This window comes from Halomonas sp. 3A7M, assembly GCF_014897875.1.
In the GTDB taxonomy this organism is placed as follows: domain Bacteria; phylum Pseudomonadota; class Gammaproteobacteria; order Pseudomonadales; family Halomonadaceae; genus Vreelandella.
This window is the reverse complement of record NZ_JABUZD010000145.1, coordinates 49,753-64,410: the sequence shown is the minus strand read 5'-3', so window position 1 is coordinate 64,410 and position 14,658 is coordinate 49,753. Positions and strand designations below refer to the sequence as shown.

Below are 14,658 nucleotides of genomic sequence, written 5' to 3'. Positions count from 1 at the left end.
GAACAGGGTATCAGAGGGTGCGACACTCATCCTGACACTGGGGGGTGTTGGCGGGTTGCCAGTTGCAGGAAGAACTCATTCAGTGTCCGGGCCTGGCCTATGAACTGGCAGCTAATCGTTCACTGGAAACATTGGACGACGGCGTTCTGGAACCGGGTAATCGCCTTGGAATAGTGCCTTTCGATGGTGAGCGTAATGATGATGAAGCCGTACGAACCTATCTTTCGGCCGCCTATGATCGTTACATTCCCCAAATGCTGGCCATTGGCCTTGGCGCGAATACCATGAGCTTTACGGCGTTTCACAACGCCTTTCATACCCTGGAAAGCGGCGGCGTGGATTTTTCCGAGCGCATGGAAAAGACCTACGAGCTGCTCAAACAGGATCGAAAAACTCTGGGCTTGAAGACCCGTTATCACAATGAGTTGCCAGAAAGCCTGTCTCTGTGTGAAACCATCAATCGCGACGTTATTGTGTGCGACAACGTTAGGACCAACTGGGTTTTTGTCCGGGCGGATTAATAGTCCCTGAGCAGTTCTATAACGTTGTGGAGATTTCGATGAACGGTTTGCCTTACACCATCCGGTAGCGCCGTTCCGGCCTGCCAATGCTGCCATAGCTGACTTCGGCCACTAGCGTGCCGGTGCCGGTCATGTATTCCAGGTAGCGTCTTGCGGTAGTGCGCGATGCACCCATGGCGGCGCCCACTTCCTCTGCACTCCAGGGCTTGCCGTCGGCAATTAACTCCCGGATCTTGTCCAGAGTAATGACATCAATGCCCTTTGGCAGCCGGTGATGGCTGTCGTTGGCTGTGTCGCCAGCGCTGCGTGGGAGCGTAAGCGTTCATTCCACGACGTAGTTGACCTACTTCACGTCACGGAGAGGCCTTAATAACTCCGGCGAGACCTTGTACTGTTTCCTGCCATCCTCACCCAGCACGATCACACTCTTGCGATTGATTTTGGTGACGATCCCCAACACCGGTCCTTCCCGGCCTTCGAAGGTCACTTTCAGGCCAACCCGCAATTGACTCAAGGCATGCAGGGTTTCTTGTTCTTGCAGTTCATCAATTCGCTGGCAGATGGTCTGGTTCAGTTCCAGCAACTGGTCGATGGTCATGTCCTCAATGCGCACGGACGTTGGCCTCCGGCTGTTTGTTCTGTCGGTCAGGGTGGCGTGGGTCGATCAGCGCCCGTAGCGGATTGTCGGCGAACCGGGTTTTCCAGAGTCGGGGCGTCAGGTCGCTGACTTCACGGGCCGGGTGCTGGCTGATACGTTGCAGCACGTCCACCAGATACGTGTACGGGGTAATATCGTGCAGCTTGCAGGTGCTGATCAGGCTCTGGATGACGCCCAGGTGTTCCGCGCCCAGTTCGGTCCAGCAGAACATCCAGTTTTTCTTGCCCATTGGAATGGGGCGTAGTGCCCGTTCCAGGTGGTTGGTGTCTGGCTGCACATCCGGGTCTTCCAGGAACACGGTCAGGCTCGCTTCACGGCTGAGCACGTAGTTCAGGGCTTTGGTCAGCGAATCGCTGGGCACGAGGCCGCCTTGCGCCAACTGATCCCGGCACCACTGGAAGAAGTCGCTGACCACCGGTTTCGAGTGATCCAACCGGTACTGGCGTTTCTTCTCGCCAGTCAGCCCCTGGGTTTTGATGGCCTCTTCATTCCGGTACACCGTGGCGATCTGTTGCAGCGCGTCGGTGACTATCTCCGGATGATCCTTCTGCGCCTCGATAAAGTAACGGCGACTGTGCACCCAGCATTGGGCATGGGTGACGTTTTCCTGGGCGGCGGCATAACGGGCATAGGCCGCGTAGCCGTCACTGATCAGGGTGCCGCTGAACGATTCGCTGAGTACTTCTTCGATATGGGCACGCCCACGGCTGTTAGAGTAAGTGAACACCACCTCGTCGGCATCGCCATACAGCGGCCAGAACCAGCCGGATTTCATCTTGCCCTTTTGGGGGCCGGCCCGGCCCTGATGACCGGCCTTGATGGGCGTTTCGTCCATGGCCAGTACCCGACTGCGCAGTACGTTGTCGGTCGGTGAGGGCGCGGAGAAGGTCTGGCATAAGCTATCCGGTCAGCATGACGACGACAAACCAGCGGTAGAGAAGGGGCCGGAAGCCGAGAAAAAGATTGTGAGTGGTGCCGTTCGCACCGACCTGATTCTGTCTGCTGAAATCATGGTGATCGCGCTGGCCACGGTTTCTCATCAGGGATTCTGGTCACAGATGGCGAGCCTGGTGGTGGTGGCGTTTGTTATCACGCTGCTGGTGTATGGCGTGGTGGCGCTGTTGGTCAAGATGGATGATATCGGCCTGAAACTTGCCCAGCGGAGTAATTCGGCAATTCAGGCCCTGGGCCGCAGTCTGGTGACTGCCATGCCCAAGGTGCTAGCGACCATCTCGGTGGTGGGTACTGTCGCCATGCTCTGGGTAGGTGGGCATATTCTGATGGCCAACCTGGGTGCCGATGGCACGGGGTGGTTCAACGCGCCCTATGCGTGGGTACACCATGTGGAGCATGATATTGCCGAGGCAACCGGTGCTTTGGGTGGCTTGCTGGGCTGGAGTTTCAATACGCTGTGTTCTGCGGTGATTGGCTTGCTGGTGGGCTCAGTAGTTGTGGGGGCGTTGCACCTACTTCCCAGTAAGAAGGCGCAAAATGCCTGACATCTTTAAGGATTAGATATTTTGTTAACTCAAAGTACACCCTATTAAAATTTTTCAAAGAGCGCAGGGCTGACTCTTTAGTAAAGTGCTAATTTTTAAACTACAAGTGCACATAGAAAAGCTCTACTCAAGAGAGTGCTTGTCGCCAAGAAGGGTATCTTCGCGCTCAAAGGCGGCACGGCAATAAACCTGTTAAATCATATCCCTTTCCAAAATGATCCTTGAGCCGAATAAAAAGCCTATTCGGCTCAATTTATGATCCGAAGATATCATTTTAAGTCGCCGTCCTCTTTTAACGCCGCCCGGACGAAAGCGCTGGGAGATTGGCCGAGCACCTTGCGAAACATGCTGGAGAAAGCGGCTGGGCTGTCGTAGCCGAGCTCCAGCGCGGTTTGGGTAACGGAACTGCCGGAGAGCAGCCGGGGAATAGCCGCCATCAGGCAGGCCTGTTGGCGCCATATGCCAAAGGAGAGCCCGGTCTGCTGACGGAACAGGCGATTGAAGGTGCGCTGACTGCAGTGCAACTGCTGAGCCCATTCATCAGGCAGCGTGTGAATGTTTGGCTGGCCGAGAAACGCTCTGCACAGGCTGGCGAGTGGAAGGTCTTGGGGCAGGGGCGCAAACAGCGGCAGGGCTTGAGCCTGTTCCAGTTCGTATAGAAGTAGTTGCGCCAGGGCACCATCGCGGCCGTTTTCGTCATAGCGCGCGGGAATGTGGGCGGAAGCCAGTAGTAGGTGGTGCAGGAGAGGCGTCACGACCAGCACCTCACAGCTGGGCGAAGCGCGTGGCGCGACGTGGGGCTCGATATACAGGCTTCGGGTGCTCACTCCATTCATGCGCACCTGATGGCGCTTACCCGCAGGCAGCCAGACTCCGCTATAAGGCGGCACCATCCAGGTGCCGTCATCCGTATTGACTTCCATCACGCCGCTCATGCCATAGAGAAACTGGGCACGCCGATGGGTATGAAAATCGAGGAGGGTGCCGGGGCGGTAGTCAGTGCCGATGGCCACGATGGGCCGTGCTACATGATCCACATCTGACAGAGGTGTATTGAGCATTAGCGTGAACCTGGCTGAAACGCATTGATAGTTGTCCGAATGACGAATGTCGGCCAATCCTCGCCAGCATATAGTGCCTGCTGTTTTGTTTCATCAGGAGAGTGTCGGTGTATAGCGTATTGCTTGTTTGTGGTGGAGTGGCGGGAATAACCACCGTGTTGTTCGGTTTCGGCGGTGGGTTTGTGGTGGTTCCTTTGCTATATACCCTGCTGATTGCCGTCCATGGGCTGGATAGTGGCATCGGTCAGGCGGCTATGCATATCGCGGTGGCTACCTCGACGGCGTTGATGGTATTTGCTGCTTCGCTGTCCACATGGCGCCACCATCAACGGCAGACCGTGCAGTGGCACCTAGTGCGTCCGCTGGTCGGTTATATCGCCATGGGGGCTGTGCTGGGCGCGGCGGCGGCCGTTTCGTTAAGTGGCGAGTGGGTGCGCTGGGCATTTATCGGCTATTTGGGGCTTACGATTATGGATGCCGTTCTGCGGCCCGGTTTTCTGCATCAGGCGGAGAGCGACGTGCATCCTATGGGGCGTGGGGTAACGGCGATGACGGGGATATTGATTGGTGCGGTGGCCGCCTTGTTAGGTGTTGGCGGCAGTGTGATGACCGTACCGCTTATGCGCCGTAGAGGCGCGAGTATGACGGCAGCCACCGCCATGGCCAATCCGCTATCTCTGCCCATGGCGGTGAGTGGCACCGCGACGTATGTGTTGCTGTCTTCAAATCACCCAGCGCTGGGGGACTGGTATGCCGGTTATGTGGATCTGCGCGCCTTGCTGGTACTTGCCGTGGGCTCATGGCTCGGTATTCGACTGGCGTCGACCTGGATCGGGCGCATTCCTGATCGTCTTCATGCCAGGGTATACCTGCTACTGCTGACCATGGTGCTGGTGGTGATGGTTTTTGTGCGTTGAAGCGTCTAATTGCTTGGCAGAATTATGGCGATATTTTACTGTATAAATGAACAGTTTTTGTGATAGGGTTTACTTAATCTCTGATTGCGGGCGCGCTTGAATCTCTCTTTTAGTATGGAAAGGTGACTACTGCCGTATTGAGTGCTGCTTGCTTGGGAGGTGTTTGTTTTAAAGACATAAAGCGTTTGATGTAAACCAGGGAGGCAGCACTCATGAATGATCAGCAAATACAGATATTCACCGGTGAAGATGGGCAATCACACCTTGAGGTAACGCTGGAGCAAGAGACCGTTTGGTTAAGTCAGGCGCAGATGGCTGAACTGTTTAACACCAAGCGCCCTGCAATCACCAAACATTTAAGTAATATTTATAAGAGTGGAGAGCTGAGTGAAGACAGCACATGTTCCATTTTGGAACATGTGGCTGAGCATGGGCAGCGATACCGGACTAAACACTACAACCTTGATGCTATTATTTCCGTTGGGTATCGGGTCAGTTCCAAGCGTGCCACCCAGTTTCGTAGATGGGCCACTCAGGTTCTTAAAGACCATTTGGTTCAAGGTTACACGCTAAACTAACGTCGCCACCCGCGCCGCGCACCTGCTTTACTTTGTGATCAAGAATCACCCTCTGGCCGATGGCAACAAACGCTGCGGCTCGTTTTTATTCTTTGGTACCTGCGCCGCAACGCCGCGTTGCTGGCAAAGCTCCCTCCGCCGATGACTGCAGGGCTTTGACTATTAAGTCTTTTCTATTCCATCCACTAGAAAAACGCGATAGTCGGCACCTTGGAAACGGTGTTTGCGGGCTTCCTGATAGGCGGGGCTTTCGTACCAGGCGCGGGCGGCGGCCATATCGGGGAAGCGTAGAATCACCGCACCTTCCATGGCGCTTCCTTCTAGTACTTCAAAATCACCATAAAAGGCGAGCGGTTGTGGGTCGTGGCCTTCGCGGGCGGCTTTGGCCTTTTCGCTGTAGCGCTTCATTTCTTCGTTGTCGTGAGTGTGCTCACAGGTTAGTACGATGTAGGCGGGCATTCGGCTCTCCTCGTTGGTATTAAATGTGCTATGCAATCATACCTGTTGTTGGTTGGGCGCTGTCCACTTACTCTCAAACCCCTGCTCTCAAAACCTTACTCTCGAACCCCTGCTCCTAAAGCCCCATTAGCAAGCCTCCAACCTATTCGATTGCCTTGATAGCAACTGTCGGTATCATATTGTGGGTGTTATCCATCATTACGCCTCTCTACCGTGAGCTTCTATGACCCAATCTAAAACGCCGTTCATTGTGGTGCTGAGTTTGGCATTGACCATGATGCTGGGCCCGTTTTCCATGGATACGTACCTGCCAGCTTTTCCGGTTATTGGCGAATCGCTGGGAGTTTCTCAGCAGGCGGTATCGCTGAGCGTTTCGGTGTATGTCTTCGCGATGGCGTTTGGTCAGTTAATCGGCGGTGCGCTTTCAGACCGCTTCGGGCGCCAGCGGGTGTTGATGAGCGGCCTGGCGATTTTTGCGTTCTCAAGCATTGTCATTGGTATGGCGGATTCCTTGAACACGCTACTCGGCGGGCGAGCCGTTCAGGCTCTTGGCGCTGGCTTTACTCTGGTATCTGTGCCGGCGTTGGTGCGCGACCGGGTGGCTGGCCGCGACGCCGCGAAGCTGTTCTCGATGATGGGCTTTATCATGGTGTTGGCGCCTGGCATTGCGCCGAGTGTAGGCAGCGCGATTCTGGCGCTGGGTTCCTGGCACTTTATCTTTTTTGCCTTGGCGGTATACGCGGTGCTGCTGGTGCCGTTGCTGGTGCGGGTGCTTTTTACCGGTACGGGTAAAGTGTCGCGGGCGAAAAGCCCTAAAATGAGCCTGCTGGCGCGCTACAAGCTGGTACTGTCGACAAAGCCAGCCCTGCCGTTCATCGTTTGGCAGGCTGCCTCGTTTTCGACTCTGATGATGTTCATCACCTATGCGTCATTTATCTATCAAGGGCATTTCGGCCAGTCGCCTTCAAGCTTTTCGATGCTGTTTGCGGCGAATATCGTCGCGATGCTTATCTTCAATATTCTCAATCGAGCGTTGCTTTCCAGGCTATCGTCACTGCGTATCCTGCAGCTGGCAACGGGCTGCCAGGGCGTTGGCATACTGTTGTTGGTGATGGCCGCCTTTATGGAGTGGCCGCTGTACGCCTTCTTGCCTGCCATGGTGCTAACTATTGGTGCGGTGGGGGCGATCTCGCCGAATATTCAGGCCTGCTTTTTGGAGTACTTTCCGACCAGTGGCGGGACGGCAGCAGCGCTTCTGGGCGCCGCTCAGTTCGGTGTGGCTGGGCTGCTGAGCGCACTGTCTGCCATGTTGCCGCATACGCTTGAAGCGGTCATCCTGGCCATGGCCGCCTGTGGCTCGGTGGCGTATCTGATGCTTGCCCGTTCTATCATCAAAGGACGGGCCGCTGTTGAGACGAGCTGAGCCAAACGGTACGCACTTGCCAAAAGCCTCGTGTTATCCAAAACATGGGGCTTTTTTATTTCATGAACATGTGTTGCTGGTGGTTTGTCAATATGATCAGATTTTAAAATAAATGATTATGATTGGCATTAGCACTATTGACTCCGTGCTACCCCCTTTGGATACTCTCCCGGCCTTTCAAAAGAAAACCACGAAGCGAGCAGGGTAGGTTTATGTATTTCAAGGGGTCTTCAACATGATTGATAGCCGTAGCACAGTCCGGCGCAACGCAAATTGGTTACGGTGGCAGCAGGCGACTACCGCCATTCTGTGCGGCACGACGCTGGTGACTATTCCCATGATCGGGAATGCGCAGGAGACAGGCGAAGGCGTTGACGATAATGAGGGCTATCGCCTTGCTCCTATTATCGTCAACGCCCAGGCCTACGCTGATGATGATGCCAACTCGATAGTGGCTCAGGAGCTATGGGTTGGCGGTAAGGTAGCTACCAGTATCCTTGATACCCCCGCCTCCGTGTCGGTTGTCACTGAGAAGGAGATCGAGCAGCGCAACGCTTCTACCACCGAGGAAGTGTTGCATTATACGCCAGGCGTTCTCACCGACTATTACGGCACCGATGACCGTAACGACTATTTTAAAATTCGCGGATTTCAGGCGACCACCTACCGTGATGGACTGACGCTAGGCTCAATGCGCGGTGTGCGTGAGGAACCCTATGCCTACGAGCGCGTTGAGGTGTTGCGTGGCGCCAACTCCACCCTGTTTGGCCCGGCGGATCCGGGCGGTTCGGTCAACTTCGTGAGCAAACGGCCACGCTTTGAGCGTTTTGGAGAGGGCTATCTCTCTTACGGTTCATTTGATGCAAAAGAGGCCGGTGTTGATGTGGGGGACACGCTGAACGCTGACGAGACAGTGGCCTACCGCTTTACCAGCACCATCCGGGACAGCGATCGCGAATACGATCACTCCAAAGATAACAATGGCTTCCTGATGGGAGGCCTGACCTGGGAGCCGACGGCGTACACCTCGGCAAGCGTTATCTTCGATTACCTGAAGCGTGACGACACCCCTAATAGCGGCGGTTATCCGCTTGATCGGGAGTACGACCGCAGCGAGTTCTTTGGCGAGCCCGGCTTTAACTATCATGACGTCGAGCGTACCAGTCTCACCGGGCAGTTCACTCATGATTTCAACAACGGGCTGACGCTGCGGGGGAATCTACGCTACAGCGACCTGACCGACGACTTCGGTTACGTTTATATCACCGACTCTGCGGCGCGCGTTGGCAGCGTGGTAGATCGCGACTACTTTGGTACCGACAACGAAGCCCAGGAGTTGATCGGCAACGCTATCCTGCAATATGACGCCCGCTTTGATCAGGTCGATAGCAGCACGCTCGTGGGTATCGAGTATCGTGACGCCTCAACCGAAGACCGTTCGTTTTACGGCGATGCGACCTCCATTGATATCGCAAATCCCGTCTTTAGCGGTGCCCCAAGTAGCCTGAACGTCTATAGCCGCAACAAGCAGGACTTCACCACCGAGTCGGTTTTCCTGACACAGAATTTGTCCTTCTATGACCGCTTCATCGTGACAGCGGGCGTGCGCAACGACTCAATGGATGTCTCAAGTACCAACATGGAGGGCGTTACCGATTCCGATGATTTCTCGGAGACCTCATTCCGTGGTGCTCTGACCTATCGAGTCACCGACGAAATTTCTACCTATGTCAGCATGGTGGAGTCGGTCGCACCGCCCACGATTGGCGTCGATCCCGAGCGGGGCGAGCAGTACGAAATTGGTGCGAAATATTCTCCCTTTGGTACGAATGCACTGTTTTCGGCGGCCATCTATGACCTGACCAGGGATGACGTCACCATCTCGGTTGTACAGGACAATGGCGTTATCGAGCGGGAAACTGTAGGTGAGTCCCGCGTACGGGGGCTTGATTTGGAAGCCAAGGCTGAGGTGACCGATAGCTTTAGCGTGGCCGGTGGTTACTCCTATATGGAGTCGGAAGTGGTACGCGACAGCAACGCCTCCAGAGAAGGTAACGAGTTCACTGCGGCACCTAAACATACGGCGTCACTGTGGGGCTACTATACCTTGCCACGCCAGGATATGAGTGTTGGCCTCGGCGCCCGTTATGTTGGCTCCTACTACTTTGATACTGCCAATACGTCAAAGAGCAGTGCAGCAACGCTCTTCGACGCGGCCTTCAGCTACCAGCTCACCAAAGACGCCGACCTAGCCGTTAATGTCAGCAACTTGCTCGACGAACAACACGTGGTTGGTTCAAGCACGGCTGATTACTATAATCCGGGGCGCGAAATCAGCGCGAAAGTGAGCTATCGCTGGTGATGTAATTCCGTCTATATTCCAGCAATCGCAAAATGCCCCGACTTGGTTCGGGGCGTTTTGGTATCGGGTCAGTCCCTGCGTGGCATAGAGTTCGAGCCTGCTTAGACGCACTCTGCCAATCAAGGCTTGGTATTATCGTGGGCAGGCTTTAATGCGATCTCTTAAATGACCCCTAATGTTAGAAAAGGCTGGCTGTAATGAATATTGATCTTTACCAGGTAGATGCGTTTGCCTCTAAACCGTTTGAAGGTAACCCTGCGGCGGTTTGCCCGCTGGAAACGTGGTTGGATGATGCGTTGTTGCAGGCAATCGCCATGGAGAACAACCTCTCTGAAACTGCCTTCTTTGTGCCGACCGAGTCTGGCTATCACCTACGCTGGTTTACCCCTTCGGTGGAAGTGGATTTATGTGGTCATGCCACGTTGGCGGCGGCGTGGGTGATCTTTAATGTGCTGGGCGATAGCGCTGAAACACTGCAGTTCGAGACCCGCAGTGGGCAGCTTTTAGTGCAGCGTGACAGTGACGAACTGGCGATGGATTTTCCTGCAAAGGTAGTCGAACCCTTGGCGATGGAAGCTGAGGTAAAGGCAGCGCTAGGGATTAATGAGATCGAAGAGCTGCTGATATCAGACGATATCGTGGTGGTGGTTAACGATGCTCAGTTGATTGAATCGCTAACGCCGGATATGCAGCAATTGAAGCACCTTCCTGGGCGCGGCATTGTCGTGACTGCGAAAGGCAGCGATGTAGACTTTGTCTCCCGTTGGTTCGGCCCCAAAGTCGGTGTGGAAGAAGACCCCGTTACTGGCTCGGCGCATACCTCGCTTGCGCCTTACTGGGCGAAAAAGCTGGGTAAACAGCAGCTTACTGCACGTCAGGGTGGTGCCCGCAAAGGTGCGCTGAGCTGCGAGATTGAAGGCAACCGCGTGATTATCAAAGGCCGCGTTGCGCCTTACTTGAAAGGGGTAATTACATTGCCCAATACACCGACAAACTGATCCACCACTGAAATGAAATAGTGGCGGTCAGTTTGCCATGACGCGACGGAGTAACGTGGTTTTAGCAATAGCTGCCGCTCACTATCAATTTGGTGAGCGGCTTCTGAAATGCTGATGGTCCTGAGTAAATCACTTCACATCATTACCTAAGGCTTTTAGTTGCTCGGGGCTGAGGGCGATGTCATCGTTTTTGTTTACTCCAATACCTTGCTCAATGATGCCCTGTGCAATCTGTTGGGCTTCTTCTAGCGAATGCATAACGAAGGTGCCGCACTGGTACTCATTTAGCTCGGGAATCTCGTCCATTCGATTTACCGCGAGTACATCGCGCATAGCAGCCAGCCAGGCATTGCCGACACGCTCTTCGCTCGGGCTTCCCAGCAGGCTCATATAAAACCCAGTACGGCAGCCCATCGGTGAAATATCAATAATTTCGACGTCTGCGCTGTTCAAATGATTGCGCATAAACCCCGCAAACAAGTGCTCAAGAGTGTGGATGCCTTTTTCACCCATCATGTCTTCATTTGGCTTATTAAAACGTAAGTCGAACACGGTGATGGTATCGCCGGAAGGTGAGTTCATGGTTTTGGCTACACGCACGGCTGGGGCATTCATGATGGTGTGGTCAACGGTGAAACTATCGAGAAGCGGCATGTTGCCTCCTGGCTGAGTCGCCTATAAGGGAACTTCTAAAAATTTGATGGGTTGCCCTTGGGGGCTACTCATCAGCGTTCCATCACGAACGACGGCTTGGCCGCGTATCACGGTCGCTATCGGCCAGCCGGTTACTGGCTTGTCGTGGTAAGGCGTCCAGCGACTGACGCTGGCGATCCATTCATTTGTGATGAGACGCTCGGTTTTAAGATCGACCAACGTAAGGTCGGCATCATAGCCTAGAGCAATGCGTCCTTTCCCTTCAATACCGAATAGCCGAGCTGGCCCAGCGCTGGTCAAGTCGGTGAGCCGCTGCAGGCTTAGGCGGCCTTTGTTGACATGATCGAGCATGATCGGCACTAGGGTTTGTACGCCGGTCATACCGCTGGGGGAGTTTGGGTAGGGTTTGTCTTTTTCATTTCGGGTGTGTGGGGCGTGATCGCTACCGATCACGTCGACCACACCGTCGCGAATGGCTTGCCAAAGAGCTTGTCGGTGGGCGTCATCGCGCACAGGTGGATTCATCTGCGCTAGGCTGCCCAGGCGTTGGTAACACTCTGGGGCACAGAGTGTTAGGTGGTGAGGGGTGACCTCGACGCTCACGCGGCGCTTGTGATGGGCGAGATAGGCCATCTCATCAGCGCTGGATACATGCAGTACGTGTAGCCGACGACCGATTTCACTGGCCATCTTCACAATGCGTTTGGTCGCCATCAGGGCGCTTTCAGGGTCGCGCCAGTGTGGGTGGTCGCACACATCGCGGCTGGCTTCGACCAGGGCGCGGCGAGCGCGTAGCCGCGCCTCATCTTCGGCATGCACGGCCATGCGCCGCTGGCCATGGCGTAGAATGCGCTGCAAAACGGTGTTGTCATCGGCCAGCAGGTCGCCGAAAGAGCTGCCCATAAAGACTTTCACACCCGCGCAGCCAGGTAGCCGTTCCAGTTCGGCCAAGCATTCGGCATTGACCGCCGAGCCGCCGATATAAAAGGCGTGGTCGCACCAGGAACGGCCTTGCGCAAGGGCGAGCTTGGCCAGCAAATCTTCTGGCGTAAGGGTGAGCGGCGTTGTATTGGGCATCTCGAAGACCCCGGTAACGCCGCCTAGCACGGCACCGCGTGTGCCAGCCTCTATGGTTTCCTTGTGGGTTTGGCCGGGCTCCCGGAAATGTACTTGGGTGTCGATAACGCCAGGCAGCACGTGGAGGCCCACGGCCTCAAGGGTGTTATCGGCTGTCCAGCTAGCGCGTAGCTCCCCTAATGCGACGATACGCCCGCCTAAGCAGGCGATATCGAGGCGTTCGATGCCTGCAGGCGTGACGACTTGTCCGTTGAGCACCAGTAGATCGGCGTGGCGGCGGGTGATCCGTACGCTTAGGTCGTCGGGAGTGGTCATGCGGTCGTCTCCACTGCGGGTGTTGGCGCGCGCAGGCGCTCCAGGCGGCTGGCTTGTTCGCGGCGCTGGGCATCAAGGTCGGGGGCACGGCTATGTTCTGCTAATAGCGTGATCGCCTCATCCACGGGCAGAGTCCCTAGGTCAGTGCCGTCACGATGGCGCAGGGTGACTTTACCCTCTGCCGCTTCGCGGCCGCCGACGATTAGCAAAAAGGGAATTCGCTGTAGGGTCTGTTCGCGGATTTTGTAGCCGATCTTTTCATTGCGTACATCGGCCTTGGCACGAATTTCCGCGCCGCACAGCGTTTCAGCTAAGGTGTTGGCATAATCTGCCTGTGGCTCGGTGATCGACATAACGACGGCTTGTTGCGGTGCCAGCCATGCGGGCAACTTGCCAGCATGGTGCTCGATAAGAATGCCGAGAAAGCGCTCTAATGAGCCGAAAAGTGCGCGGTGCAGCATCACTGGACGTTGGCGTTGGCCTTGCTCATCGACGTAGTCGAGCCCAAAACGCTCAGGTAGGTTCATATCCACCTGCAGAGTACCGCACTGCCAGTCGCGGCCGATGGCATCGCGCAGCACGAACTCTAGTTTGGGGCCGTAGAAAGCGCCTTCGCCAGGGTTGAGTTGGTAATCTAAACCCATCGTTTCCAGGGATGCGGTCAGCGCATTTTCAAGGCGATCCCACACCGCCTCGCTACCCATGCGGTTCTCTGGCCGAGTGGAGAGTTTCAGGCGCACATCTTCAAAGCCGAACTCGCGGTAAATATCGAGTACCAGCGCCACCACCTGGCGGCACTCGTCGTTCATTTGCTCGGGGGTGCAATAAATATGGGCATCATCTTGGGTGAAGTGGCGCACTCGCAGAAGGCCATGTAGCGCACCTGAGGGTTCGTAGCGATGCACCTTACCAAACTCTCCCATACGGATAGGTAGGTCACGATAGCTTTTTAGGCCATGGCGAAACAGCAGCACGCTGCCAGGGCAGTTCATGGGCTTGAGCGCTAGTGAGCGGCCATCCTCCGTCTGGGTGGTGAACATGTGCTCTTGGTAGTTCTGCCAGTGGCCAGAGGTCTCCCACAAACCGCGGTCCATCATATCGGGGGTGTTGACCTCGACATAGCCGCTGTTTTGCTGACGGCGGCGCATATAGGCGATCAGCGTCTGTAGTACTGTCCAGCCATCGGGATGCCAAAAAACGGCGCCTGGGGCTTCCTCTTGAAAGTGGAATAACCCTAGTTGGCGACCCAAGCGGCGATGGTCGCGCTTTTCGGCTTCTTCGAGGCGTTTAAGATGGGACTTAAGCGCTTTCCGGTCAGCCCAGGCGGTACCGTAAACGCGTTGCAACTGAGCGTTGCGCGCATCGCCTCGCCAGTAAGCACCGGAGAGCTTGGTCAGTCTGAAGTGCTTGAGGAAACGGGTGTTGGGGACGTGGGGGCCACGGCACATATCCACGTACTCCTGATGAAAGTAGAGCCCGAGGCTCTGTTCATCAGGCATTTCTTCGATCAGCCGCTGCTTGTAGCTCTCACCGCGCTCGCGGAAGATACCCAGGGCTTCGCCTCGTGGTACGCGTTGTTTGACGACATCGTACTCTTGGGCGATCAGCGCTTTCATGCGTGTTTCGATGGCGTCCATATCTTCTGGTGTGAAAGGGCGCTCATAGGCAATGTCGTAATAGAAGCCGTCATCTATGACTGGCCCAATCACCATCTCGGCGCTTGGGTAAAGCTGCTTAACGGCATGCCCGACTAAGTGGGCGCAGGAGTGGCGGATGATCTCCAGCCCTTCGTCGTCATTGGGAGTGATGACCTGCACCCGTGCATCACCTGTGATGGGGTCGCAGGCATCTACTAACTTACCGTTAACACGGCCAGCCATTGCCTGACGGGCCAGACCAGGGCCAATAGTGGCGGCAATCTCGGCGATACAGGTGGGGGGCGTTAGCGTCAGCTGGCGCTCATCCGGCAGGGTGATCGTAAGAGGCTCTCCGTTAGCGGTAAAGGGCGTGTCGGTCATGGCGTCGTTCTCGTATTGAATGATGTTATGAGCACAGGCAGGGACATTAGCGGTTGTTTCTATGTGAGGCGGTGTTGCGTGAGCTTGGCTGCCAGAAAGGGCTGTTAGGCGGTTTTGA

Annotated in this window: 15 protein-coding genes and 1 pseudogene; 8 read left to right on the top strand and 8 right to left on the bottom strand. The window is 55.6% G+C overall.

The features are described 5' to 3' along the window. The first annotated feature begins 62 nt into the window (after positions 1-62). A complete protein-coding gene (locus INT19_RS12660) occupies positions 63-521 on the top strand; it encodes a hypothetical protein (protein ID WP_193061013.1) in 459 nt (152 codons plus the stop codon). A gap of 52 nt (positions 522-573) precedes the next feature. Here the strand turns inward: INT19_RS12660 and INT19_RS19665 are convergent, their stop codons facing one another. From INT19_RS19665 to tnpC, 3 genes and pseudogenes are all read right to left on the bottom strand, one after another. After that, positions 574-753, bottom strand: a complete 180-nt coding sequence (locus INT19_RS19665) for a hypothetical protein (RefSeq protein ID WP_443588985.1) — start codon at positions 751-753, stop codon at positions 574-576. A gap of 111 nt (positions 754-864) precedes the next feature. Continuing rightward, the gene (locus tag INT19_RS12650) at positions 865-1,134 is read right to left on the bottom strand and encodes a hypothetical protein (protein ID WP_004578758.1); all 270 of its coding nucleotides are present in this window, start codon (positions 1,132-1,134) and stop codon (positions 865-867) included. Next, positions 1,124-2,041: pseudogene (tnpC, locus tag INT19_RS12645) on the bottom strand (IS66 family transposase); the annotation flags it as partial. The gene INT19_RS12650 and the pseudogene tnpC, both read right to left, overlap by 11 nt. Between tnpC and INT19_RS12640 the strand changes: the two are divergent. Next, complete coding sequence (locus INT19_RS12640; RefSeq protein WP_319022193.1) at positions 1,998-2,678, top strand: DUF808 family protein; 681 nt, start codon at positions 1,998-2,000, stop codon at positions 2,676-2,678. The pseudogene tnpC and the gene INT19_RS12640 overlap by 44 nt on opposite strands. A 269-nt stretch (positions 2,679-2,947) precedes the next feature. On the opposite strand, the gene INT19_RS12635 is transcribed toward INT19_RS12640, so the two are convergent. Next, positions 2,948-3,739: an AraC family transcriptional regulator gene (locus INT19_RS12635; RefSeq protein ID WP_193061012.1), complete on the bottom strand. Its 792-nt coding sequence runs from the start codon at positions 3,737-3,739 to the stop codon at positions 2,948-2,950. Positions 3,740-3,846: 107 nt separating this feature from the next. Between INT19_RS12635 and INT19_RS12630 the strand changes: the two genes are divergently transcribed. The 3 genes from INT19_RS12630 to INT19_RS19870 all read left to right on the top strand — a co-directional run bounded on the left by INT19_RS12630 (position 3,847) and on the right by INT19_RS19870 (position 5,379). Next, a complete protein-coding gene (locus INT19_RS12630) occupies positions 3,847-4,656 on the top strand; it encodes a sulfite exporter TauE/SafE family protein (protein ID WP_193061011.1) in 810 nt (269 codons plus the stop codon). 212 nt (positions 4,657-4,868) lie between these two features. Then, positions 4,869-5,234 carry a virulence RhuM family protein gene (locus INT19_RS12625; RefSeq protein ID WP_226924613.1) on the top strand — a complete coding sequence of 122 codons (366 nt, stop codon included), beginning with the start codon at positions 4,869-4,871 and terminating at the stop codon, positions 5,232-5,234. Positions 5,235-5,268: 34 nt separating this feature from the next. Then, the gene (locus INT19_RS19870) at positions 5,269-5,379 is read left to right on the top strand and encodes a hypothetical protein (RefSeq protein WP_372373774.1); all 111 of its coding nucleotides are present in this window, start codon (positions 5,269-5,271) and stop codon (positions 5,377-5,379) included. Positions 5,380-5,396: 17 nt separating this feature from the next. On the opposite strand, the gene INT19_RS12620 is transcribed toward INT19_RS19870, so the two are convergent. Further along, entirely contained in the window at positions 5,397-5,693 is a 297-nt protein-coding gene (locus INT19_RS12620; RefSeq protein ID WP_193061010.1) for a DUF1330 domain-containing protein, read from the bottom strand. Positions 5,694-5,916: 223 nt separating this feature from the next. Here INT19_RS12620 and INT19_RS12615 point away from each other — a divergent pair, with 223 nt between their 5' ends. The 3 genes from INT19_RS12615 to INT19_RS12605 all read left to right on the top strand — a co-directional run bounded on the left by INT19_RS12615 (position 5,917) and on the right by INT19_RS12605 (position 10,476). Beyond that, positions 5,917-7,116 carry a Bcr/CflA family efflux MFS transporter gene (locus INT19_RS12615; RefSeq protein WP_193061009.1) on the top strand — a complete coding sequence of 400 codons (1,200 nt, stop codon included), beginning with the start codon at positions 5,917-5,919 and terminating at the stop codon, positions 7,114-7,116. Between the two features lie 235 nt (positions 7,117-7,351). Continuing rightward, on the top strand, positions 7,352-9,478 hold the full coding sequence (locus tag INT19_RS12610; protein ID WP_193061008.1) for a TonB-dependent siderophore receptor: 2,127 nt from the start codon (positions 7,352-7,354) through the stop codon (positions 9,476-9,478). Between the two features lie 197 nt (positions 9,479-9,675). Beyond that, positions 9,676-10,476 carry a PhzF family phenazine biosynthesis protein gene (locus tag INT19_RS12605; protein WP_193061007.1) on the top strand — a complete coding sequence of 267 codons (801 nt, stop codon included), beginning with the start codon at positions 9,676-9,678 and terminating at the stop codon, positions 10,474-10,476. Between the two features lie 129 nt (positions 10,477-10,605). Here the strand turns inward: INT19_RS12605 and luxS are convergent, their stop codons facing one another. The 3 genes from luxS to thrS are packed head-to-tail and all read right to left on the bottom strand — an operon-like array spanning position 10,606 to position 14,540. Next, on the bottom strand, positions 10,606-11,130 hold the full coding sequence (luxS, locus tag INT19_RS12600) for an S-ribosylhomocysteine lyase (protein WP_193061006.1): 525 nt from the start codon (positions 11,128-11,130) through the stop codon (positions 10,606-10,608). 21 nt (positions 11,131-11,151) lie between these two features. Beyond that, the gene (locus INT19_RS12595) at positions 11,152-12,522 is read right to left on the bottom strand and encodes a dihydroorotase (protein WP_193061005.1); all 1,371 of its coding nucleotides are present in this window, start codon (positions 12,520-12,522) and stop codon (positions 11,152-11,154) included. Next, positions 12,519-14,540 (bottom strand): threonine--tRNA ligase, encoded by a 2,022-nt coding sequence (gene thrS / locus INT19_RS12590; RefSeq protein ID WP_193061004.1) that lies wholly within the window; start codon positions 14,538-14,540, stop codon positions 12,519-12,521. Before thrS ends, INT19_RS12595 begins: the two co-directional genes overlap by 4 nt. Between the last annotated feature and the right edge of the window lie 118 nt (positions 14,541-14,658).

Coding starts and splice junctions, on each gene's coding strand:
- INT19_RS12640 (WP_319022193.1), top strand. CDS start 1,998: ATGGGCGTTTCGTCCATGGCCAGTACCCGACTGCGCAGTACGTTGTCG.
- INT19_RS12635 (WP_193061012.1), bottom strand. CDS start 3,739: ATGCTCAATACACCTCTGTCAGATGTGGATCATGTAGCACGGCCCATC.
- INT19_RS12625 (WP_226924613.1), top strand. CDS start 4,869: ATGAATGATCAGCAAATACAGATATTCACCGGTGAAGATGGGCAATCA.
- INT19_RS12620 (WP_193061010.1), bottom strand. CDS start 5,693: ATGCCCGCCTACATCGTACTAACCTGTGAGCACACTCACGACAACGAA.
- INT19_RS12615 (WP_193061009.1), top strand. CDS start 5,917: ATGACCCAATCTAAAACGCCGTTCATTGTGGTGCTGAGTTTGGCATTG.
- INT19_RS12610 (WP_193061008.1), top strand. CDS start 7,352: ATGATTGATAGCCGTAGCACAGTCCGGCGCAACGCAAATTGGTTACGG.
- INT19_RS12605 (WP_193061007.1), top strand. CDS start 9,676: ATGAATATTGATCTTTACCAGGTAGATGCGTTTGCCTCTAAACCGTTT.
- luxS (WP_193061006.1), bottom strand. CDS start 11,130: ATGCCGCTTCTCGATAGTTTCACCGTTGACCACACCATCATGAATGCC.
- INT19_RS12595 (WP_193061005.1), bottom strand. CDS start 12,522: ATGACCACTCCCGACGACCTAAGCGTACGGATCACCCGCCGCCACGCC.
- thrS (WP_193061004.1), bottom strand. CDS start 14,540: ATGACCGACACGCCCTTTACCGCTAACGGAGAGCCTCTTACGATCACC.